General features: G+C 47.8%; 22 protein-coding genes and 1 pseudogene. 19 read left to right on the top strand and 4 right to left on the bottom strand.

Features of this window, described 5'->3' with window-relative positions; genetic code table 11:
* Nucleotide 1 precedes the first annotated feature (1 nt).
* The 3 genes from CBW65_RS06685 to CBW65_RS06675 are packed head-to-tail and all read left to right on the top strand — an operon-like array spanning nucleotide 2 to nucleotide 3,059.
* On the top strand, nucleotides 2-1,366 hold the full coding sequence (locus CBW65_RS06685) for a YycH family regulatory protein (RefSeq protein ID WP_157721813.1): 1,365 nt from the start codon (nucleotides 2-4) through the stop codon (nucleotides 1,364-1,366).
* Complete coding sequence (gene yycI, locus CBW65_RS06680) at nucleotides 1,353-2,234, top strand: two-component system regulatory protein YycI (RefSeq protein WP_087456199.1); 882 nt, start codon at nucleotides 1,353-1,355, stop codon at nucleotides 2,232-2,234. Before CBW65_RS06685 ends, yycI begins: the two co-directional genes overlap by 14 nt.
* Nucleotides 2,235-2,258: 24 nt before the next feature.
* On the top strand, nucleotides 2,259-3,059 hold the full coding sequence (locus CBW65_RS06675; RefSeq protein ID WP_087459145.1) for an MBL fold metallo-hydrolase: 801 nt from the start codon (nucleotides 2,259-2,261) through the stop codon (nucleotides 3,057-3,059).
* A gap of 99 nt (nucleotides 3,060-3,158) precedes the next feature.
* Here CBW65_RS06675 and CBW65_RS06670 read toward each other — a convergent pair whose 3' ends face one another.
* Nucleotides 3,159-3,377 carry a hypothetical protein gene (locus CBW65_RS06670; protein ID WP_087456198.1) on the bottom strand — a complete coding sequence of 73 codons (219 nt, stop codon included), beginning with the start codon at nucleotides 3,375-3,377 and terminating at the stop codon, nucleotides 3,159-3,161.
* Between the two features lie 241 nt (nucleotides 3,378-3,618).
* Between CBW65_RS06670 and CBW65_RS06665 the strand changes: the two genes are divergently transcribed.
* From CBW65_RS06665 to CBW65_RS06595, 15 genes and pseudogenes are all read left to right on the top strand, one after another.
* On the top strand, nucleotides 3,619-4,788 hold the full coding sequence (locus CBW65_RS06665) for a S1C family serine protease (protein WP_087456197.1): 1,170 nt from the start codon (nucleotides 3,619-3,621) through the stop codon (nucleotides 4,786-4,788).
* A 104-nt stretch (nucleotides 4,789-4,892) separates the two neighbouring features.
* Nucleotides 4,893-5,063 (top strand): CxxH/CxxC protein, encoded by a 171-nt coding sequence (locus CBW65_RS06660; RefSeq protein WP_087456196.1) that lies wholly within the window; start codon nucleotides 4,893-4,895, stop codon nucleotides 5,061-5,063.
* Between the two features lie 33 nt (nucleotides 5,064-5,096).
* Nucleotides 5,097-5,576, top strand: a complete 480-nt coding sequence (gene rlmH, locus CBW65_RS06655) for a 23S rRNA (pseudouridine(1915)-N(3))-methyltransferase RlmH (protein WP_087456195.1) — start codon at nucleotides 5,097-5,099, stop codon at nucleotides 5,574-5,576.
* A 35-nt stretch (nucleotides 5,577-5,611) separates the two neighbouring features.
* Nucleotides 5,612-6,334: a DUF3800 domain-containing protein gene (locus CBW65_RS06650; protein WP_087456194.1), complete on the top strand. Its 723-nt coding sequence runs from the start codon at nucleotides 5,612-5,614 to the stop codon at nucleotides 6,332-6,334.
* A 710-nt stretch (nucleotides 6,335-7,044) separates the two neighbouring features.
* Complete coding sequence (locus CBW65_RS06645) at nucleotides 7,045-7,788, top strand: DUF5986 family protein (RefSeq protein ID WP_087456193.1); 744 nt, start codon at nucleotides 7,045-7,047, stop codon at nucleotides 7,786-7,788.
* A gap of 27 nt (nucleotides 7,789-7,815) precedes the next feature.
* Complete coding sequence (locus CBW65_RS06640) at nucleotides 7,816-9,000, top strand: helix-turn-helix domain-containing protein (RefSeq protein ID WP_087456192.1); 1,185 nt, start codon at nucleotides 7,816-7,818, stop codon at nucleotides 8,998-9,000.
* 670 nt (nucleotides 9,001-9,670) lie between these two features.
* A complete protein-coding gene (locus tag CBW65_RS06635; protein WP_087456191.1) occupies nucleotides 9,671-10,273 on the top strand; it encodes a hypothetical protein in 603 nt (200 codons plus the stop codon).
* Nucleotides 10,270-12,135 carry a hypothetical protein gene (locus CBW65_RS06630; RefSeq protein WP_087456190.1) on the top strand — a complete coding sequence of 622 codons (1,866 nt, stop codon included), beginning with the start codon at nucleotides 10,270-10,272 and terminating at the stop codon, nucleotides 12,133-12,135. Before CBW65_RS06635 ends, CBW65_RS06630 begins: the two co-directional genes overlap by 4 nt.
* 756 nt (nucleotides 12,136-12,891) lie before the next feature.
* Nucleotides 12,892-13,371: a DUF2975 domain-containing protein gene (locus tag CBW65_RS06625; RefSeq protein ID WP_087456189.1), complete on the top strand. Its 480-nt coding sequence runs from the start codon at nucleotides 12,892-12,894 to the stop codon at nucleotides 13,369-13,371.
* A gap of 10 nt (nucleotides 13,372-13,381) precedes the next feature.
* Nucleotides 13,382-13,606 (top strand): helix-turn-helix domain-containing protein, encoded by a 225-nt coding sequence (locus tag CBW65_RS06620; RefSeq protein ID WP_087456188.1) that lies wholly within the window; start codon nucleotides 13,382-13,384, stop codon nucleotides 13,604-13,606.
* A 323-nt stretch (nucleotides 13,607-13,929) separates the two neighbouring features.
* Nucleotides 13,930-14,592, top strand: a complete 663-nt coding sequence (locus CBW65_RS06615) for a Type 1 glutamine amidotransferase-like domain-containing protein (protein ID WP_087456187.1) — start codon at nucleotides 13,930-13,932, stop codon at nucleotides 14,590-14,592.
* 270 nt (nucleotides 14,593-14,862) lie between these two features.
* Nucleotides 14,863-15,981, top strand: a complete 1,119-nt coding sequence (locus tag CBW65_RS06610) for an ABC transporter permease (RefSeq protein WP_087456186.1) — start codon at nucleotides 14,863-14,865, stop codon at nucleotides 15,979-15,981.
* Nucleotides 15,978-16,655, top strand: a complete 678-nt coding sequence (locus CBW65_RS06605; RefSeq protein ID WP_087456185.1) for an ABC transporter ATP-binding protein — start codon at nucleotides 15,978-15,980, stop codon at nucleotides 16,653-16,655. Before CBW65_RS06610 ends, CBW65_RS06605 begins: the two co-directional genes overlap by 4 nt.
* A 179-nt stretch (nucleotides 16,656-16,834) precedes the next feature.
* Nucleotides 16,835-17,177, top strand: a pseudogene (locus CBW65_RS24775) (peptidase E); the annotation flags it as partial.
* Nucleotides 17,178-17,218: 41 nt separating this feature from the next.
* Nucleotides 17,219-18,040 carry a P-loop NTPase family protein gene (locus CBW65_RS06595; RefSeq protein ID WP_087456184.1) on the top strand — a complete coding sequence of 274 codons (822 nt, stop codon included), beginning with the start codon at nucleotides 17,219-17,221 and terminating at the stop codon, nucleotides 18,038-18,040.
* A 52-nt stretch (nucleotides 18,041-18,092) separates the two neighbouring features.
* On the opposite strand, the gene istB is transcribed toward CBW65_RS06595, so the two are convergent.
* Together istB and istA are read right to left on the bottom strand one after the other, a co-directional pair.
* On the bottom strand, nucleotides 18,093-18,821 hold the full coding sequence (gene istB, locus CBW65_RS06590) for an IS21-like element helper ATPase IstB (RefSeq protein WP_087455364.1): 729 nt from the start codon (nucleotides 18,819-18,821) through the stop codon (nucleotides 18,093-18,095).
* Nucleotides 18,818-20,317, bottom strand: coding sequence for an IS21 family transposase (istA, locus tag CBW65_RS06585; RefSeq protein WP_087455348.1), 1,500 nt, complete (start codon nucleotides 20,315-20,317; stop codon nucleotides 18,818-18,820). The genes istB and istA overlap by 4 nt, the downstream gene beginning before the upstream one ends.
* A 688-nt stretch (nucleotides 20,318-21,005) precedes the next feature.
* On the opposite strand from istA, the gene CBW65_RS06580 reads away from it, so the two are divergent.
* The gene (locus CBW65_RS06580) at nucleotides 21,006-21,668 is read left to right on the top strand and encodes a Type 1 glutamine amidotransferase-like domain-containing protein (protein WP_087456183.1); all 663 of its coding nucleotides are present in this window, start codon (nucleotides 21,006-21,008) and stop codon (nucleotides 21,666-21,668) included.
* A gap of 74 nt (nucleotides 21,669-21,742) precedes the next feature.
* On the opposite strand, the gene CBW65_RS06575 is transcribed toward CBW65_RS06580, so the two are convergent.
* Nucleotides 21,743-22,255 (bottom strand): hypothetical protein, encoded by a 513-nt coding sequence (locus tag CBW65_RS06575; protein ID WP_087456182.1) that lies wholly within the window; start codon nucleotides 22,253-22,255, stop codon nucleotides 21,743-21,745.
* Between the last annotated feature and the right edge of the window lie 78 nt (nucleotides 22,256-22,333).

Here is a 22,333-nt window from a genome sequence, read left to right as displayed (position 1 = left end):
CGTGAAAGAAAAACTGAAAACGCTGCTCCTCACCGTCCTTGTCGTGACCTCGCTGCTCTTTTCACTGGGCATCTGGAGCATCACGCCGCAGTACGAAGCGATCGACGGCCCGCAGTTTGCGTCGAATGTTGCGATTTCCGACCCGAGTTTTGAGCGGTCATTACACAATGTGCTGGGGCCGCGCTCGATCTACCTGCACCGGGGCGAAGATAAACACCAGGTATTATTTCCTGGGCAATCAGGCTACGAGACCGGTATGGAGTTGCTGACCCTCGCCACATTTTTCGACATCAAGCTGGAAACCTCGTTCCAAGATGCCGAGTGGAGAAAGCTGACCGGCGACGGCCCAAGCCTCCAGTTTGATTTTGATGCGGTGGTGCCGATCACGCTGCTCAACGAGTCGGAGCTGCTGCATTTCACGTCGCGGCTGGAGCCGTTTATGAACGTGAAGACGTTTTACCTCTACCCGAACGGAGGCAACGAATTCCGCGCTGTTTTCGTGGCCAATGCCGATATGATCTACAGCGCGAACGTGGTGTTGCCACGCGACCCGTTTAATCGTCTGTTCGAAGCGGAAAAAAGCGCTCCGCTCTACAAGTTGTACGGCTCGTCTTTGCTGCGCCATTTTTACCTGCCGATCAAGCGGCCGAAAGTCTACTCTTACTCACTTGATGTCAACCGCGTGATCGACACGGAGCGCCTGGTCGATTCCTTCTTCCTCGACAAGTCGCTGACCCGCCGCGTTGTTGAGCGCGAAGGTTCGGAGATCGTCACCGACGGCAACCGCGTGGTGCGGATCGACAAGCTGGGGCAGTTGATTCAATACCGCAACCTCAGTTTGGAAGAGACCCGGTTCAATCAGTTAGAAGAGGATACGGGGATCACCAACTCGCTCGATTTTGCCAACGCCCACGGCGGTTTTATGGGCACGGTGATGATCCATCAGGTGCGCACGATCCGCCCGTCGGAGATGGTGGGACGCCAGTTTGAGTTCCGCCCGAACGTCGAAGGGCTGTCGGTGATCGGCGACCTGTCGTCCGTTGCGGTGCAGGTCGTCAACAACGATGTGGCGGCGATGCGTCGCTCCCCGCTGATGACCGGAGCGAAACCGGTGCGCGGGCCGCTGATCGAGACGCTGTCCGGCTCCGAGGTGATCGAACTGGTCGAGCGCAATGCGCTGCTCAAGACCAGCCGCGTAACCGATGTCTACCAGGCCTATCTGATGGGCGATGAGCGCAGAAATCATGCGCAGTTGCGTCCGGTCTGGGTCGTCGAGCAGGCCGGCGATTACCGCGAAGCGATCTTTGATGCGGTGACCGGCGAAGAATTGCGCACGGAGGAGGGGATGATTCGTGGATTGGAGTAAAGCGAAGACCTATCTGATCCTGACCTTCCTGCTGCTCGACCTCGTGCTTGGCTACCAATATTACACCTCACAGCAGGAAGCGCTTGGCTATGTGCAGTCGTTTGACACGCAGCTCGAGGAATTAAAAGAAGTCCTGCGCGAACGCAAGATGATGATCGTCACCGAAGTGCCGAAAGAAACGCCGGTGCTCAATTTCATTCAGGTGTGGCATCCCAAAGAGCCGATTCAGCAGATCGCCGGCAAGATCTTGCAGGACGAGAGGCTGGTCGAAAACGACCAGAGCCGGGGCACGATGAAGTTCCGCTCGCTGGAAGGGGACTTCGAAGTGACGCCGGATGGATTTTTCCGCTTGAACTTTGAGCCCGGCCTGATGAAAGCGGAGAAAGATCTCGGCACCAAGCGCGGCCAGTATGCGTTGCAGCGCGTCGCTCCATACGTCTGGAACGGCGCGATGTACAAGGAAGACGTGGCCTTGAACAATTTTGCCAAAGGGACGACGACCTTGCGCTATCTGCAAAGCTACCAGCGCTATCCGATCTTCTCGGCGGTGCTGGAGATCAACCTGCAAAATGCCGAGATCATCAGCTATAAGCAAAAAGCGCTGGAGGTCGGCGCCGAAGAAGAAGTCGGCCAGCGCGTCATCTCCGCGATCGGAGCGATCCGCACCGTCGCGGAAACGTTCGATCCGGCAGCGGTCACCGATCCGTCCGGGATCGCGGCGATCCATGATGTGAAATTGGGGTATTACTCGCAAAACTACGTCGGTGCCGACGTCTGGTACCTTGCGCCGATGTGGCGGATTGTGACCGATGGGAAAGTATTCTACGTGAACGCCTTGACGGGCCAGTTGGAAGACAACGGAACGTGAGATAGCTTAGGGGGAAACGTTTTGATTCGCTTTAGCGTGTTATGCAGTGGCAGTACGGGGAATTCCATCTTTGTTGAAACCGACCAGACCAAAATTTTGATCGATGCCGGGGTGTCCGGCAAGCAGATCACGTCCTCGCTGCAAGAGATCGGCGTGGATGTCAGCGATCTCGACGCGCTGCTCGTCACCCATGAGCATTCCGACCACGTGCGCGGCGTCGGCGTCATGGCCCGCAAAGTCAAAGGGCTTGACGTCTACGCCACGGCCGGGACGTGGACAGGCATGCAAAAGCATGTCGGCGACATTGCCGAAGAGAAGCGCCACGTGTTTGGCGTCGATGACGCGCTCGATTTTGGCGACCTGCGCATCGAGCCGTTCCCGATCTCGCATGACGCGAACGACCCGGTGGGCTTTTGCTTCTACAACGGGACGAGCAAGCTGGCGCTTGCGACCGACCTCGGCTATGCGAGCGACCGCGTGAAGCATGCGATCGCCGGGGCGGATGCTTTGATTTTCGAAGCCAACCACGACACGGAGATGCTGCGCATCGGGCCGTACCCGTGGAATGTGAAAAAGCGCATCCTCGGCGACAAAGGCCATCTGTCGAACGAAGCGGCAGGGGATGTGCTGTCCGAAGTGCTCAGCGGCGATTCGAAAGACGTCTATCTGGCGCACTTGAGCCCCGACAACAACATGCCGGAGATCGCCGAGATCACCGTGCGCGGGGTGTTGACGCAAAACGGCTATGACGTGGGCAAAGACGTGGTGCTCCACGATACCTTCCGCGACAAGCCGACACCTTTGAAGACAATCAAACGCCTGTAGAAGGGCAATAGACAAAAAAAGGACCCACTTCCCGAGCCAAACGGGTGGTGGGTTTTCAATAAAAAAGAAGGGGGAGACAAAAGCAAGCTGGCTCACAGCTTAGTTGGCATACAGCGAACGATCATCCGCCTCGAGGGAGATGTCGGCATCGAGCTGCCGTGCCTTTTGAATGACTTCCTTGCGGTCGAGAATTCCCTTCTCGACGAGCAGTTCGACCAGAGCGGTGAGGACCAAAGTGTTCTTGTAGTCCACTTCCTTCAGATCGGCCAATTGGGCGATCATGTCCACTTCCGCCGGCAGTCCGTTCAGCCGGTTCATCAGGCATCCCTCCAAGTTTCATTTCGTCCGTGCCTAGCAAACAGTCTTGACCGTTCGGCGTGGAAATAAACACATTACGGCAAAAAAACTGTGATTTGCCTCAGCAGGAAGTTATTTGTGAAGAATTTTCAAACAACTGTTTGAACGATTTTTGACAGACTGCCTGAAGATCTTGAGAAGCAGAAAATATCCTCTGTATAATAAGGGTACACTGATACGTACATTGAGGGAGGTTTTGAGCATGGGGTACTATGATGATTTCGATACGAAGCCAAAGAAAAACAAAGGCAACCTAGGCACCTGGATCGCAGTGTCGCTCGTGTCTGCTCTGATCGGTTCGGCGACCACCGTCGTGCTGGTTCCGACAATGATCAAGTCGAACGTGATTGAAACCAAATCCGCGTTTGCAGATAACGGCACCACGAGCGGTTCGAAAGAAACGGTAAACGTAAACATCCAGACCGGGGTCGTCGAAGCGGTCAACAAAGTCAAGCCGGCGGTGGTCGGCGTGTTGAACCTGCAGAAGAGCCGCGATTTCTTCGGCCGCAGCTCCGACGAGCAGATGGCCGGCACCGGCTCCGGGATTCTGTTTGACGATAAAGGTCACATCATCACGAACAACCACGTCGTCGAAGGTGCGGACACGGTCGAAGTGTCCCTGCAAGACGGCAAGCGCATCAAAGCAAAAGTGCTGGGTGCGGATGCGATGACCGACTTGGCGGTGCTGGAAGTCGACCCGAACGATGTCAAAAACATCACCCCGGCGAAATTCGGCAACTCCGAGTCCCTGAACATCGGCGAACCGGCGATCGCGATCGGCAACCCGCTGGGCCTGAAATTCGCGCAATCGGTCACCGTGGGCGTCATCTCGGCGACCAAGCGTGAAATGCCGATCTATGATGAAGCGGGCAACGAAGTGTTCTCGCAAAACGTGCTGCAGACCGACGCGGCGATCAACCCGGGCAACTCCGGCGGCGCGCTGGTCAACATCAAAGGCGAGCTGATCGGCATCAACTCCGCGAAGATCTCTTCGACGGGTGTGGAGGGGATTGGTTTTGCGATCCCGATCAACGAAGCCGACCCGATCCTGCAGCAGCTTATGGAAAAAGGCGAGATCGTGCGTCCGGTGATGGGTATTTCCCCGGTAGCGCTGACCGAAGTTCCGGAAGGCTACCGCGGCGAAGTGCCGGTCGAATCCGGCCTCTACGTCTACGAAGCGCATGAAAACGCGAAAAAAGCGGGCATCGAAGCCGGCGACGTCATCGTCAAGATCGACGGCGAAGCGGTAGAAGACCCGATCCAACTGCGCAAGATCCTGTACAAGAAAAAGCCGGGCGACAAGATCAAGGTCGAGTTCTACCGCGACAAAGAGCTGAAGACGGTAGAAATGACCCTCGCGAAACCCGAGTAATAGTGTGACACCAGCGGCTGATCTGCATCAGCCGCTGTTTTTTTGGACAAAAACGGGGGAGACTGCTAGTATAAAGTCACCAACAGCAGATGAGGTGGAACCCCATGTACGTGGTGTGCAAAGACCATGTCGAAATGGCCCTCGACGATTTCGTCGAAGAATACGAAGGCCAAGCCCCAGACGTTCATAAACTAGACGACCTCTCCTTCACCGCCTGGCAAGCCCCGGCAAAGTGCGAATACTGCGACCAGCACCCGAAGTATCTCGTGGTGTAGGGCAGCGCAGAGACTGGAAGGAGCGGATCAGCCGTGCAAATCAATCTGCTTGCAGTAGGCAAGCTCAAAGAAAAATACTGGACCGGAGCCGTTGACGAGTATGCCAAGCGGCTCTCTTCATATTGCAAAGTAAATGTGGTGGAAGTGCCGGATGAGCCGACCCCGGATAACGCGTCGGCCGCGCAGGAAGAGATGATCAAGAAGAAAGAAGCGGACAAACTGCTCGCGAAGGTCGGGGAGCGCGATTATGTGATCGCGCTGGCTATTCAGGGGAAGAGTGTGACTTCTGAGGAGTTTGCGGAGCATTTGGACAAGATGGCCACGCAGGGGTATAGCACGTTTACCTTTATCATCGGCGGGTCGTTAGGGCTGCATGATGAGGTGTTGAAGCGGGCGAATTACAAGCTCTCTTTCTCCAAGTTTACATTTCCGCATCAAATGGTGCGCGTGATCCTGCTTGAGCAGGTGTATCGTGCATTTCGGATACAGCGAGGGGAGCCGTATCATAAGTGAGCCTTTAGGTCTGCATAGAAAGGAGGTAGCATAGTATGTATATGTATCTTGATGATTCCGGCGGTCTTGACAGCGACAGAGGCCCTTTATACGTTTGGGCAGGAATTGCAATCAAATCGGGAGGCCCGCGTTTGACAGAGACTCTGGACAGTATATTCTCTGAAATGCCAAATACGAAAAACTACAACGAGAAAAAAGGTTTCGATGCAAATTATGTGCAGAGAAAAGAAGTGTTCGATGCGCTGGTCTCTTTTGCATCTTTAAGGATTGCTTATGTGGTCGTGGATAAGCAATCATTGGCCGAACATCAAAAAAGCTTTGTTACGGGTGCCGAATCGAGAGCTAAGGAGCAAGGGGAGAACTTTTTCCTCTCAAGGGTTGTAACAGAGCTTTCTAAACCATACGAAGATTCGACGAGGAAAAAGATTGTCCTCACTATTGATGGAGATGCAAAACGTGGAGAACAGTCCAAAACGAGGCTTCACGAACTGTTATCCTTGTCCATCAATTTCCCCGTGGATCGCCTGCATATTTGGAATAATGTTGAGATAATTTACGACAGCCGACCGAATATGAGGATGTTGCAAGCTGTAGATTTTGTCGCATCTTTCATTCTGGATTTCTACAAGATGCAATTCCATACTTTGGGAATTCCAAGAAGGGATGTTTTTTTGCCCCTCATGAGTTTGTATCACACGATCAAACCGAAAGTCGTCAGCAGAGTATATCAACTCCCCGGGGTGGATGTATTCTCCTAGGATATTCTCTGTTGAAAAACAGTGTGATCTTAGGGTATAATTAGTACGTAACAGAGAACACTTTGAGTAGCGGATAAATCCAGCTTGAAGATTGCGCGGCACTCAAGTGCCACATGCCTACTTAGGTCGTCTTCATAGGGTACTGCAAAACGTTATCGCAACTATTGCGGCCAACGGGGACATCCGGATAAGGCCAGTGAAGGATCTGTTGAATAGTTGACTATTCATTGCTCTATTAGAGCCTGCCTGAAGGGCGCCTGATGTCCACCTAAAGTCCACTGAAACGCACATAAACTCTGTCCCTATAATCGGGATAGAGTTTTTTTCATACATTTGTGTGAGTTATTCATGGTGATAGGGCTTTAAGCAGTCGGTTTCCGAGAGTGGGACAGGCGTTACCTGGTTCTGTTAATTCGTAATTCGTATCGTACCGGATATCGCCGAACGTGTGTTCTTCGAGGTTATAGCCCTGTCCCTCGGTTGAGAAATGGATAAGTACGACAATGACCTTTTCCAGCATGCTCCCTCCTCCAACATTTAAAGTCCAAACTTCAACCGCTTAGTAAGACTTCTTTTTTCTTCTCTTTCATTCGATTTGATGTTGTGTTGGAGAATAATGAGGTAAAATAGCGGCTGGAGGTTTACTTTTTTTTGTTTTGTGTAGTATAATTAGAAAAAAGATCGGAATAGTGATCTGGAGGTGGAATAATTTGCTGAACCGCTTAGCATTGAACGATGATATGGTACAGTTATTGGTCAAGTCCTTTACTCAAGAAACAGAGAGTGTCTTAAACGACATCTCGAAGGATTATAGTATGGGTACCGGGAACTTTAGGAATGGTGGTTCTTGGGATAAACGTTTTGGCCGTATTAAAGATGTAGCCCTTCAAAATGATCTGGTGGTACTCACGAGGAGCAGGGGTATCTGGACATTTGTCTGTGTTCTGGACTTAGGTACTGGAAGCCTGTACATTTTCTCAAAGGAAAAGAACTTAGACGTTGTAATCAAGAATTTTGGTAAAAAGAGTATACATTATTTCCATGCATTTGTTTCGTTGAACAGTGATCCCCTAGAGTTTCCTAACCAACAAATGAAGTTGTTCGAATCGCTGCCAGAAGAATACGAAAGTAAAAGGTTACTTGAAGTTCAGAAGATCCTGGGGGAAGAATATCCTTTGGTCAATCAGGTAATTTTTGTAGTTGGTCAGGAAATTAATAAAAAAATTGTTGGTGTAGAAGCGCGCCTGTTTAATCGCTATTTTGAGTTGATCGACAAGGCGGAATGGACAGCTTATGTGTCTAAAGATGAATATAGTGACGTGGCTGTTTTAAATGATCCAGTCGTGGAGAACATAGATATCATACCGAAAATTAAGCCTTCAGTTAAGAAGCGTAAAGAGGATCTTGCCAAGAAAAAGAACAAGAAGAAGGAAAAAGAGGAAAATAACGGTTAATACTCCTCGATAAAAGGAGGAATCTAAATGTTTCAGCGGCAGTTTAATGGAGCGAGACTAAGAGAGGGAAGAATATATCGCGGTCTTACTATTACTGATCTAGCCAACGAACTTGGTGTTAGTAAACAGATGATTTCGAAGTATGAAAATAACAAAGCTGTTCCTAACCTAGATTCGTTGTTGCACATTACAAATATTTTAAAATTTCCCCGAGAGTACTTTTATGAAACACCTGTTGAAGTAAAGACGGGAAGTACCTATTTTCGTTCTTTGTTGACTACAGGAAAGAAAGAACGAGAGATGCAGTATGATCGGGTAAAGTACCTAACAATTATTCGTGCTTTGCTTGAGGAGTACGTGGATTTCCCAGAGCTTGATGTTCCGGACTTTTCTGATCGGGATATTGGAAGTGTTGAAGAAGTGGCCGACCAAGTCAGAATGGCTTGGTCGCTTGGTGATAAGCCTATAAAGGATGTTATTTATTTGCTTGAAACTAAGGGGTTTGTTATATCATCTTTGAATTTAGGTAATAGGATGATTGATGCTTTTGGCTCACAACATGAAATTGATGGACGGTTATACTATTCCATTGTTTTAGGTAATGACAAACGGTCTTTTTATAGACGTCAATTTGACGTTGCTCACGAGCTAGGACATAAAGTTTTGCATGACCCATATTTGAATATTGAAGACTTAAGCAAAGAAGAGTTTAAGCAAATTGAGAAGGAAGCGAATGATTTTGCTGCGGCGTTCTTGCTCCCAAGAGAAAGTTTCCTGAGAGATGTATCTATTCATCCAAATGACTTGAACTACTATACATTGCTTAAGAAAAAGTGGTGTGTGTCTATCGGAGCAATGGTGATGCGAGCCTACAAGTTAGGTGCGATCAATGATGGCACTTACCAGTACATGCAGCGGTCTATAAGCCATAAAGGATGGAGAACTAAAGAGCCCCTTGATGATTTAAAGGATTTGAAAGATCCGGTTTCGATGAAGCAGGCTGTTGAGTTGTTGATTGAGAATGACTACATCAGCGGCGATGGGTTCATGCAGAAATTATCGCAGCATTATGGATTAAGCTTGCTAAGGGAAGAAGTTGAAGATTTATTGGGGCTGGAAGAAGGTTATTTGGAGACTGAAATCAGCTATACAGGCAATATTGTGAGCATTAAAGATAAGTTAGAGTCAAGATCTAGGGACATAACAAGTTAGTTTTTACACTGATGCAAAGGCGCCCATAAAAATGGCACCTTTTTTGTTTTTAAACGTCAGGGTTAAACTGATGCACAATAGTTATGATACCTTGGTTAGATGACGCCACGAGTTTTCAACTCATTGAGCACATTCAACTAGAGTTTGCCGAATCGTTCTCACCAAAATCTACATGCTGATAACGTCTTTTTTGCCATCCCAATCGGTCCAAACCACCATATTGGCCGTTTAGTGAGGTGCAGATCTCCGCCATGATACCATAGTGGCGGAGGTCTTTTTCTATATGTGGTATCTTGCAAGGACTTCTACTTAGGCGGGTGGTATAGATCCAACACATGTTTTATACAAGGAGCACGTCAGCCTCTTTGGGCTTATTTAAAATCTTCTTATAAACTCCGAAACCTGATAGGATCAAATCACAAAAAATACGTCGTCTGTTCAAGGCTTACAAGACATGTTAAATGAGTTGTTCGCCCAAACGGCAAGACACGCTAACGGATCACATGTGGAGATTACAGTCCCCCGAGTCACGAAAGGGACGTGAGTTGATGGCATTGGAGATAAAATTATTGAGTCAGAAGAGATAGCAACAAGGAATTGTAAAGGAATGTAAAGAATAGAGAACTTCATACGAAATCCACATTGCTGTTAGAAAGTGAGGAGAAAGAATATGGCCGGTTTTCCTCCTGAGAAGTATTATGAAGCCTGTATCACCCACCACCTGGTTAACGAATTTAAGGAGAGATACAACAAACGGTTGTATCCATTCAGTATCAGCCAGATCGAAGAGAGTAGCAAAGGCTTTGACTTTGGGTACGTTCTATCCGGCAGATCGTTTTATATTCAATATAAACGTCCGTTTGCATACGTGGCCACGCAATCTCTATACAGTTGGCAAATCTGCAGAAATCAGCTAAGCGTCATTAATAGTCAGCAACACGTATTACGAACTTATTATGCTTTGCCTGCATTTGTTGGCACCGGTCAATGGTTTGAAGGACTGGATCATACATATTTCGTTACTGCCTCGAAACTGGCGGGTTACTTGGAGCGACACAGAGAGAAAACGAAAACCAGTATCATCCATTCAAATCTAAAGATGTTAAAGCCATGGAGCCACTTCTCATCCCAATTTGTTTCTCCGCCTCGAAATGCCATAGCTCAATCCGAACAAAAGGATATAAGTTTTGAGGAGATAATCAGGTATACGGAAACGCTGGATCCAGAAACAAGGGAGTGTACATGGGTTTATTTATTGGAGGAGAGATCATGAGATCCGAAACCATCAAAATACTAGGTCAGTATCGCTTCCAGGAGGGGGGATCCATCCAACTTTTTATCGGCCCCAATATGGAGCTTGGAACGGAGCAAAGCACTCTCGTCCACGAAATGTACCATATGTATCTTACGAACAAGACCAACTTCGGCCTAGCTCTAAACATGTTGGATTTAGAACGCGTCTTCGCCGAAGAAACGGACGCTAGTCATAGCCGACGGATTCAGAAGTTGATGGATGTGATGAGCCAGAGAATGCTGGAGGTTCAGGAGATTTATGCCAACAACATGGAATTGCTATGGATTCGCGAACACGCTGGGTATGAAGCAGAAAAGAAAGGTTATGATTGTAAGCCGAAAGAATACAAAAAATACTGCGATGCTCTAAAGATCATTACCGAGAATGACGAGAAAAGCACGCTGGAAAAACAGCAGCTAGTAAATCTGGTCTGCATGTATGCAATGAATATCGATGCGTCATCGGAGGAATTCCTTGCTGCTTTGCGAACAGACGAATTAGCCCGATATTTTAGTGGTGAGCAACATCCGTCGCGGCGTTTGGAAAAGGGTTTAAACTTGTTTCGCAGCGGGGAGCTAGAACCACTCTACAATTCGTTTCGCATCGACATCGATCGATTTATGGAACGAATGCAGATAGATGGTATTCTGAAATATGCTTATTCGGAGGAGATGAAACTAAAATTTAATGAGATACTAAGTACAATCGCAGTGGACAAGTCTAGTCTGGAGCATCTTACCTCTCTTTATCACGATCACATGGAAGAAAGTATTCAGGTGTTCGATATCAGCTCGATAAAGGTCTTCAGAGGCCTTTCGTTCCAAGGGCGCGATTCGAAAGGTCTTTTCGTACTAAAACTTTGCGACAATCTGGATTTTCCCGCGGAGAACTATTATTTGCTTGACCACATGGATGACAAAGGGGAACCGATTTACATCGCTGAAGAGGCATCGGAATCCGAAATGACCGAGCTAATCCGAAGTAAGCTTTGTGTCGCTGTACGCCTAAGCGAGTACGACTGGAATAATAATCGACCCAACTATTTCGATCCTTCTGGCAAACCTGTGGTCGTTCTCATCGAAGAATACCAAGAATGCCGTGATTGGATCCAAAATGAACTTCAAAAGGGAGAAATCTACGTCGGAAACCTCTACGACGAAACGGTAAAAAACTTCTTTACAATTCTGTTTTTTAACCGGCGTCATGATCCGAATACGATTTTTGTTTTTCCGACAACCAAAAGACTAGGAATGAAGCTAATCGAAAACCACGGGCTGAGTGGCGCGGTGCTGTACTCGAATCAAGAAGAATTTCTCAAAATTTTCTCCTGTTTTGCCAACGAGCCTGACATGCTGATGGTTATGCATTGGATTACGACTTTTCTTACGAACAGCAAGGGAGAGTACGCTTCGCTAGAAGATTCCGCCACAAAACTTCAATTTGATTTCACTCGCACCTTGCTGGACAATGTCCTCCAAATCAAGCATAAGGACCATTATAAGCGTATTGCCTCCTTACCCACCCTTTTGACAGTAGGCGAACCGTTTTACACTTTGATGGAGTTCGAAGGAGGGCGCAATACGGGCAACATAAAAGCCGAGACGGAAGGGCACTATCCCCTTTTCTTCAATTCCAAACCAGATGCGCTTCAATGGTTGACATCCAATCCTAATCACGACAACTATCGAGTCGTCGGCGTTGACTGCCGTTTTTGGAATGAGATAATGCCTTTTTTGCTTCGCATGAAGAAAAAGGTATGTTTGTGCATCAGCGTCGAAAAGAGTAAGGGTGCCCTTGTTGAACCCCATTATATCGATCGATTAATAAATCGAAATTCGTGAAATATCATATTAGTAAATAGTGAAACTAAGGGAATTTTTTTGCAGTTAACGTGGATAACCAATTCTACGCTCAATGCCAACAACTGTGGTTCTTTGAACGACTGATACCCTAAAAGGGTGTCGGATCTAGGTTGATACAGAAGAAAGACCTCCTGGTGGCCAGCTAAATTAAGGTCTTCCTTCTATGGAAAACATAGAGCAAATCAAAAATGATTGTGGCGAGAAATGCGCCATATGATTTATGAGAAGCACCTGAAACTTTGTCATAATAATGATCTCATCCCTTTCTTTGAGAGGATGAGCCAATCACACTTGAGGTGCCTATTCAATTGTGCTGGTTGTATTCAATCGCAGAAGAATCGAAATCGGAACGTATTTTCTTAGAATGAGATAAACTTTATCTGTCGCTGATGGTTTGTGCTTACTTCCGGTTCGGTGAGCCGTACTACAAGTAGCACGTATATTGAGGAAGAAGAAGCATCAACGACGAGTTCAATGTCTTTGATGCTTCTTTGTTTTGGGTTGGTAGATGGTAGATGGTAGATGGTAGATGGTAGATGGTAGATGGTAGATGGTAGATGGTAGATGGTAGATGGTAGATGGTAGATGGTAGATGGTAGATGGTAGATGGTAGATGGTAGATGGTAGATGGTAGATGGTAGATGGTAGGAGTTGGAAATACGATGATTTATTGTAAAACGATAAATCGCATGTTAGAATCAGAATGCGAATAACTAACTGAGGTAGGTGCCTTGTATGAAACGTGAAACACTTTTTCTAAAGACAGCTGTTATCCTTATGGGTATCCCTGTTCTTGTTTTGTGTATATTTTTTGTACCTGCCATCTCAAATTTTATGGGAGAATTGTATCCTGAGGCAGCTTATCTGCGATATCTTCTGATGATCGGTTTGTATGCAACGACGATACCGTATTACATTGCTTTGTATCAGACTTTCAAACTGCTAGGCCATATTGATCGTAACAAGTCCTTCTCGGAATTATCTTTCGAAGCCTTAAAGAATATAAAATACTGTGCCATTGCAGTCAGTATTTTGCATGCACTAAACTTGCCACTGTACTACCTCATGGCGTGGCGAGTCGATCCGCCAATTATCATGCCGGTCGGATACGGCTTGATTTTTGCCGCACTTGTGGTTGCAGTTTTTGCTGCTGTTCTTCAAAAGCTCGTAAAACATGCCATCGATATAAAATCAGAAAATGATTTAACGGTCTGAGGTGAAGAACATGGCAATCATTATCAATATTGACGTGATGCTGGCGAAAAGGAAGATGAGTGTAACAGAACTCTCAGAGAGGGTTGGAATCACAATGGCTAACCTTTCGATCTTGAAAAATGGAAAGGCAAAAGCGATCAGGCTTTCAACCTTAGAGGCAATTTGCAAAGCATTAGATTGCCAGCCTGGGGATCTTTTAGAGTACAAAAATGAAGAAGCTGCTGATGAGGAATAACCACACATACGGAGTGACCAAGACACCATTCATTGCGAATGGTGTCTTTACACATTTGGTGGAGATCTCATCATGACTCACACCTTGAACTGACTGCAGTGTTACGACTGCCCTATGATGCCCGTAAATTGACAGGCGGTGCTGTCCGAGAGTTGACGGAAAAGACGAACGCTTGAGTGGTGTTAAACCTGAAAGAAAAACGGGAGAATCAAGTCAATTCTCCCGCGATCTGTTATATTTAATTTGGTAACTTTTTATGGATTATTAAGCAAGAATAGATGAGGAACTCACAACTATGCAAAAAATCTATGAGGAGTGAAGTTATGAAATTATTGCTCACATCTGCGGGCATCAAAAACAAAAGCATACATGACGCGTTGGTTGACATGCTGGGAAAACCAATTGCCGAATGTAACGCCCTCTGCATACCCACTGCGTCCTACGCAAATCCTGGTGGTGCACGCGGCGCTTGGAGGTTCATCAATGGAAAAAGTACAACACCGATGTGTGAGCTGGGCTGGAAGTCCCTGGGGGTGCTGGAGCTCACCGCTCTGCCCAGCATCGATCAAGAGCTTTGGGTGCCTATGGTCAAGGAGACGGACGTTCTACTCGTGAATGGTGGTGACGCTTTGTATTTGAATTACTGGATGCGTCAGTCCGGACTGGCAGACCTCTTGCCGTCGTTGCGTGCAGTCTATGTGGGATTGAGTGCCGGGAGCATGGTGATGGCCCCGAACATCGGGGAAGACTTTGTGGGCTGGACTCCACCCGACGGTGGAGATAAAACGCTGGGTCTGGTCGACTTTGCGATGTTCCCGCATCTGGATCACGAGATGCTGCCGGAAAACACGATGGCGAATGCGGAGAAATGGGCAGCCGAGATACCGGGACCGGCCTATGCAATGTGTGATGATACCGCCATCAAAGTGATCGATGGAGAGGTAGAAGTGATATCCGAAGGGAATTGGAAACTTTTCACACCATGATCGTACGAGGGTGCTAGTTTCTTGGTTACAATCTTGAATACAACGTGTACTTCAGCCAAAATTGACCGCAACAGCCTGGCGAACTTTTAGAGTACAAAAGTGAGGCGGGAAATAACCACAAATACGGAGTGACAAAGACACCATTCATTTAGAATGGTGTCTTTACACATCTGGTGGAGATTCGTAACACCCAGCAACTGTAATCTGTTATTCATGTTTCGTTCATGTTCGATCCCTATAGTAGAGTCATGACAAAGGAGGGAATCGAACATGTTTCTAGCGATTCGAGAAATGAGGTTTGCGAAGGCTAGGTATGCACTAATCGCCACAATTATGGTGCTTGTTGCCTTTCTTGTACTGTTTGTCACCGGGCTGGCACAGGGACTTGCGTATGACAACGCTGCCTCTGTTCAGAATCGAAATGCAACACATTTTGTTGTGGAACAGGGCTCGAATCACCGCTTGACCCGATCTCAAGTCGATCAGGATCAGATTGAACAAGCCGGCCAGATCGTCGGGGAACACGATGTCGAACCGCTTGGCGTGAAAATGACCACCATCATTCCATCTGGAGCAACGGCGAAAATTGATGTTACGATACTCGCAGTCGATCCTGCTGGTTGGCTGGCACCAACAATGACAGACGGTACACCCCTCTCCGATCAGACAAAAGGGGATGTGCTCGTGGATCAAAAACTGTCCGATTCTGGAGTCAGCATCGGTACGATCCTTACAGATCAAACTTCTGGAACGAAGTGGACCGTACGTGGATTTGTACAAAACGAATCCTTTAGCCACTCACCGGCAGTTTTTCTAAATAAGCAGGATTGGCTGCAGCTTCAGGAGCAGACAGCTCGTCCAGGGGCCGAACCAGCAACGGAATCGTACAGTGCGATTGCCATTCAGGCTTCGAAAGAAGAAGCGAAGGAGCTTCAGGCCGCATTGCCCGATACGGACGTGATCACAAAGGCTGAGGCTGTGTCAGCGATACCCGGTTACAAAGAAGAGCAAGGCTCCCTGATCATGATGATTGTTTTCCTGTTTGTTATTTCTGCATTTATACTCGCCGTATTCTTTTACGTCATCACGATCCAGAAAACCAGTCAGTTTGGCATTTTGAAAGCGATCGGCACACGTACTGCCTATTTGGCAAAAAGTGTGACCCTGCAGGTGTTGGTCTTATCGGTGGGCAGTTTGGTCCTGAGCGTTCTCTTGGTTCAACTGTTCGAGGTCGTCTTACCCGAATCCATGCCATTCCAATTAGGCGTCTCCACGTTGGTGATGACTTGTTTATCTTTTGTCGCAATGTCTCTCGCCGGCTCGCTGTTTTCGGTGTGGAAGGTCGCTAAAATTGATGCTTTGGACGCGATTGGGAGGGCTTCAGCATGAGCAATCGACTCGAATTGCAGGAAATTACTCGGACGTTTCATGATGGAGGGAATGAAAGAACAATTCTGGACCGGCTAAATCTTGAGGTGGACGAAGGCGAATTTGTCGCGGTGATGGGACCTTCAGGCTCCGGCAAGAGTACGTTTCTGTCCATAGCAGGAGCGCTTCTTGAACCGACGAGCGGGCGTGTGCTGCTTGACGGAGCATCGATCATCGGCAAGGAGAAGCAAGAACTATCTGAACTGCGGCTTCGCAAAATCGGTTTTATTTTTCAAAGCGCCAACCTGATTCCGTATTTGAAAGTGGAAGAACAGCTGATGCTGGTGGCCAAACTTGCCGGGATGGAGAAGGCAAAGGCGGGGAAACGAGCAAAAGAGCTGCTCGATAAAATGGAGCTAGCTCACCGACGAACCGCCTATCCGGACACGCTTTCCGGCGGTGAACGTCAACGGGTGGCGATTGCCAGAGCTTTCATGAATGATCCGGCTGTCCTGTTTGCAGATGAACCAACAGCGAGTTTGGATGCTGCGCGAGGACTCGATGTCGTACAAATGATTAGGAAACAGGTGAGGGAGCAGAGAAAGAGTGCTGTGATGGTTACTCATGATGACAGAGTGTTGTCGCTTTGTGATCGGGTGCTTTGGCTGGAGAATGGAAAACTAGTCGAAAGATAAATCGAGCAACCTCACGATTCTTAGTCCACTTTCCAAATAAAAACAAAAACTATTTATGCTTTCACCTTGACTCTTACTGCACCCTGGTGTCAGCATTAAGATACAGCCACATCCACATCCACATTTGAAAAGCCTGAAGAATGAAACGTCAGACGCACACAAAGACGAGGAGACGAATCATGAAACTTCTGCTTACATCTGGAGGCATCAGTAACAAAAGCATACATGACGCACTGGTTGACATGTTGGACAAACCAATTGCCGAATGTAGCCCTCTGCATACCCACTGCGATCTACGCAAATCCTGGTGGTGCAGGCGGCGCTTGGAGGTTCATCAATGGAAAAACCACAACACCGATGTGTGGGCTGGGCTGGAAGTCCCTGGGGGTGCTGGAGCTCACCGCTCTGCCCAGCATTGATCGAGAGCTTTGGGTGCCGATGGTCAAGGAGACGGACGTTCTACTCGTGAATGGTGGTGACGCTTTGTATCTGAGTTATTGGATGCGGCAGTCCGGGCTGGCAACATCCTCGTCATATCCCACAAAAGGAAGCGGGCACGTTTTATGAGACAAACAAAACTCATCCTAATGGAAGGTCTTCCGTCTACAGGAAAATCAACAAATTCAGGATTTCTTTTAGACCAACTTGAGAAAAACGGTCAACGATCAACATGGATTCATGAAGTAGCCCGACCTCATCCTACACTTTTTTTCTTCGAGGCGTCCCTGGACGAAATAGAGTATCGTGACTATATTTCACGCTACCCTCAAACTGCCTCAATACTAGGAGAACTGGCCATTAAGCATGGTGATTCTTACGGAGTCGATTTATTGGAAATTGAATGGAATCAAAATGACCTATTCTCCGAAGAAGCCACCCTCGACTTAAAGCAGTATGATGTTTGGAATTACTCAATCGATCGTTATGCGAATATCGCTTTGGAGAAATGGAAGCACTTTGTAGAAAAGCAGATGACTTCGGACGAGATTGTCATACTGGATAGCAGCATCTTTCAGTTTCAGGTCTACAGTTTTCTGTTGGCGGGTAAGAGATATGAGGATTTGCATTGTTTTATAGAGAGGCTCTTCGATATCATTTCTCCGCTTAACCCTTCACTGGTTTATTTTTACCGAGAGAACACGAACGACACCATCGACTATCTCATTCAAGAGCGTGGAGTGCGTTTTCTGGAGAGTATTTGGGAAAGAGATCGAAATCAACCGTACTATAAAGACCGTCCTTCTGGCAGTGAAGGTTATAAAATGTTTTTGCTCGATTATGCAGAATATGCAAATAGGCTCTTTACCATTGCACCAGTTCCAAAATTGGCTTTAGAAATAACCGAGGGGTGCTGGTCGAAGTACCAGCATGTGTTTCGCAACTAAAAAGTGCAGAGTGTCGCGGCCATTTTGTGCATAGCACCGCCAACACCGAAATTTATGAATTTACGCTCGATAGAGCATGGCGCAAGCGATAACTCTCGCCCGTGAAGCCCAGAATGTGCGCGTGGTGAACCAATCGGTCCACCAGCGCTTTGGTCAATCGTGTATCACCGAACACGCTGTTCCACTGTCCAAACTCCAGATTGGAGGTCACGATGAGACTTCGCTGCTCGTAGCATTCCGAGATGACGTGAAACAGAAGTTCAGCGCCCGTTTGGTGAAACGGTACAAAGCCCACCTCATCCAAAATCAACAGGTCACACTTCATCAGTTCCTTATGAAATCTCGTCAAAGTCCCGCTTTCATGTCTTTCCAGCAATTTTCCAACCAGCTCCGAGACACGGTAAAACCTCACGTTATGCCCCTGCCTACAGGCTTCCATTCCTAAAGCAATTGCCAGATGGGTTTTCCCAGTTCCCACCTTGCCCAACATCAAAATGTTTTCTTTATGTTTCAGAAAGGCGAGTTCTCGTAACGACTGCTCCGTGCAATGATTTGGAAACGTGACTTCCTCAAAGTTGTACCCTTCAAACGTTTTCAAATGCGGGAAATTGGCGCGTTTCAACAGTCTTTTCATCTTGCTGGACTCACGTCCTTGGATCTCCGACTGCAGGATTGCCAGCAAGAAGTCAATCCGATTCTCGAACGGAACCGAATCGTAGTTGCTCATCACATGCGCCAGATGGAGCGTTTTGCACGCCTGCGCCAACATCTCTGTATTCATAGTGTCACCCCCAGCAGGTCGTTGTAATTAGCCAAGTCACCGGGATGATAGCCTTGAATCTCTGTCGGGGTGTGTAGCTCTTGGAACGGTTCAGGATGAAACTCAGGATGCCGTTTCTTGTACAAGGCGTGCTCTAGAGCCGTTTCAGCGCGAGAATCCCAAGGCATGAGTTCGTGCAGGCCATCGGCGATCTCCTCCATCGAATAGTTCTCCAACAAACGTCTCACAAGTGACAGGCGTGCCTTACAATTCTCCGACTCCACTTCCCTCAAGAAGCGTTTCAGGGTCTCGGGCATCATCGACACAAAGGTCGAGTATTTGACGGAACGGGGGCGCCGCTTGAGCCCGTCCAAAACGGCTCTCCACTCGACTTCTATCGTCTTGTCCGTATAGGGGCGCGGAAACTCGAAGATCTTGCTGTAAGATTCGTCCAATACCTCAATCCGATCCCACTTGACCTTGAGCAACACACGCTGCTCCGCTTTGCATTGCGGGAGTGGATACTTGACTTTCTCGAACGACAGTTCACGATATTTGTTTAATCGGCCTATATCCAGGCGAAAGACTTCGAGCGGTTCTAATGGCAGGGAGTAAAGCATTGTCTGCTCCTGTCGCCATAGATCGTCCACCTTCTCCTTCTTCGCATAGTGAATGCGTTGACGATCCTCCCTAGATTCCTTTTCCAGATGTTCAGCCAATTGGTCGAGCGATTGAATTATGGGGATTGGGACACACCAATTCCTCCTGCCGTAACCGACCTTGTTCTCTACATTTCCTTTCTCGTTGCCACTTGCCACATTGCAGAAGACTGGTTCGAAACGGTAATGAGCACAAAACCTTGCGAACGCATCAGTCGGCTTTCGGTCACCGTTCTTCTCAATGGATGCAACCGCTGCCGCGAGGTTGTCAAACCAGATTCGTCGCGGTACACCACCTATTTGCTCAAAGAGGCGCTTCAAGGCTTCGAGGAAGCACTCGCTATTTTCCGAAGGAACAGGGAATGCGAAAGCAGCGTTGCTGAATGGGAAAGACGCTGTAAGAATCTTGCGCTCCACCAACTTCCCATTCTGCGAAACATGCGCGGTTCCAAAGTCCACCTGGGCTTCGCCACCTGGATGCTCCAGCCGTTCGTAACTCTTCGCTCGTTCATGGGCGTAAGCCGCCCGCCATTTGGACACGTACTCCTGTACCGTTCGTTCGCCGCCATTAAATCCATGCTCTGTTTTGAGACGGTGGAAGACCCGCCGAGCGGTGTGGCGCTGTTTGCGTGGAAGAGCCTCGTCATCCATAAGCCATGTATCTATGATTTCGAGAAACGGACCGAGAACCGGATAACGTCCGAATCGTTTTCCAGTCGTCTCGTTCCAATCGTCCTTGTCCGCATATTTTTTGGCAGTTCTCCAATTTATGTCCAATCGTTCTGCAATTTCGGTAATCGAACACCCTTCGTGTTCGCGCAAAAATTTGATATACTGTTGCTCAGGCACTTTCAACATCCTCTCGATCCCCCTTGGTCGTCGCAAACCGTAGGGTAAGATAGTAGATCGATGTTGGCAAGTGCTTTTTTAATGCCAAAATGTCGCGGGCAAAGTCTGCACTTTTACGCCGCGACATTCTGCATTTTCATTATGCGATAAACACCAGCATACATTACTCCAATTTTTTGAATTACCTTACGTGGAATCTGATCAAAAATATGGGCGGTATCCTAGCGGGCGGTACCACAACCGTATTCTCAATCAGATTATCGAAATTTCGGGAGATTACTTGATAACACCGAACGGTGAGAGAAAGCGAATTGTACCTAAATCAAGGATGGAGTTTTCTTTAAGTGATAATCCCATAAGAATTCAAATTGACGAAGAAAAACTTGTTCTTACTGGGGAACAGATTTGTGAGCAGTGGACGACAAAAGGGACTGTATTTAATAAGGTAATGGATTAAAAGAACGGACGTGGGATGTCGTTACAGACTGCGTGGAGAGCCGTATCGAAACGGAAAGGGTTGTTACCTATTAAGATAAATACATATTTACATTATGCTATTGACTCTTGCTACGCCCTGATGTAAGTATTAAGACATAGCATGCAACTGCATACCCATAACAGTAAGCGTTCATAATGAGAAATATGAAGAGTCCGAAGAATGAAACGTCAGACGCACACAAAGACGAGGAGATGAATCATGAAACTTCTGCTTACATCTGGAGGTATCAGCAACAAAAGCATACATGACGCATTGGTTGACATGTTGGACAAACCGATTGCCGAGTCGAGCGCCCTTTGCATTTCCACTGCGTCGTACGCATTACGCAATGGTGCACGTCTTGCATGGAGTTTCTTCAATGGAAAAGACAGCGCACCGATGACGGAGCTGGGCTGGAAGTCCATGGGGGTGCTGGAGCTCACGGCGCTGCCCAGCATCGGTAGAGACCGTTGGGTTCCTTTGCTCGAGGAGACTGACGTTCTGCTCGTGAATGGCGGCGACCCGCTGTTTTTGAATTACTGGATGCAGCAGTCCGGACTGGCAGAACTCTTGCCGTCGCTGAAGTTGGTCTATGTGGGAATGAGTGCCGGGAGCATGATCATGGCACCTAACATCGGGGACTGGTTCGTTAACTGGACTCCGCCCACCGGTGGTGATGAAACGCTAGGTCTGGTCGATTTTGCGATGTTCCCGCATCTGGAACACGAGATGCTGCCGTATAACACGATGGCGAATGCAGAAAAATGGGCAGCCGGAATGAAGGGGCCTGCCTATGCTGTGTGTGATGATACCGCCATCAAAGTGATCAATGGAGCGGTCGAAGTTATTTCCGAAGGGAAATGGAAACTGTTGAAGTCATGATCCTGCCATCCTTTGGATGGCTTTTTTTATGCGATTACGTCAAACATATCGAACGCTGAGTGACCGAATCATCTTCATACCTTACCAACTCGCACCGATCGAATCGTCACCGTAGATCCCCACGCGGGTCCAACGCCAATTGGGGAGCTAAGATGAATGTAGTTCGCCAGAAGCCAAGGCATCCCCGATCCTAATGTGACCAATCCATCATCGGGGCTAAACGTGAATCTTTCCTCTCCATTGACGAGTACGGTCATTTGAGTTCTGTCGATGATCCAGGTCACGGTGACCCATTCGTTAATCGGGATGCCTCCCTTGCCTTGCAATTTCCAGTCATGACCCATGACAGGTTCGTGAATGACAAAACAGTTCGGGTCTTCCTCCCAATTGAGAATGATCTGTCCCTTGCCGAAATGCAGACGTAAATTTGTGGAGTCAGTCTTTGCCACGACCTCGATCTGTAAGGGAACTTGATAGGATTCACGAGTTTGAACATAGCCGGTACCGCTCAGTTCCAACTCCAAGTCCTGTAGTCTCGCCTGGCAAGCACTAACGGGCACGAGTTCATGTAAAGGAATGCTGTTCATAATAACTCCTTTCAGTTTTGCCTTTGTACAAAACAGTTTACTATCTGAACATTCCGGCATCAACTCAAACCAGCAGTA

It is taken from the genome of Tumebacillus avium (assembly GCF_002162355.1).
Lineage (GTDB): Bacteria > Bacillota > Bacilli > Tumebacillales > Tumebacillaceae > Tumebacillus_A > Tumebacillus_A avium.
Note: the sequence above shows the minus strand (reverse complement) of the source record. Positions and strands in the feature narration are given on the sequence as shown.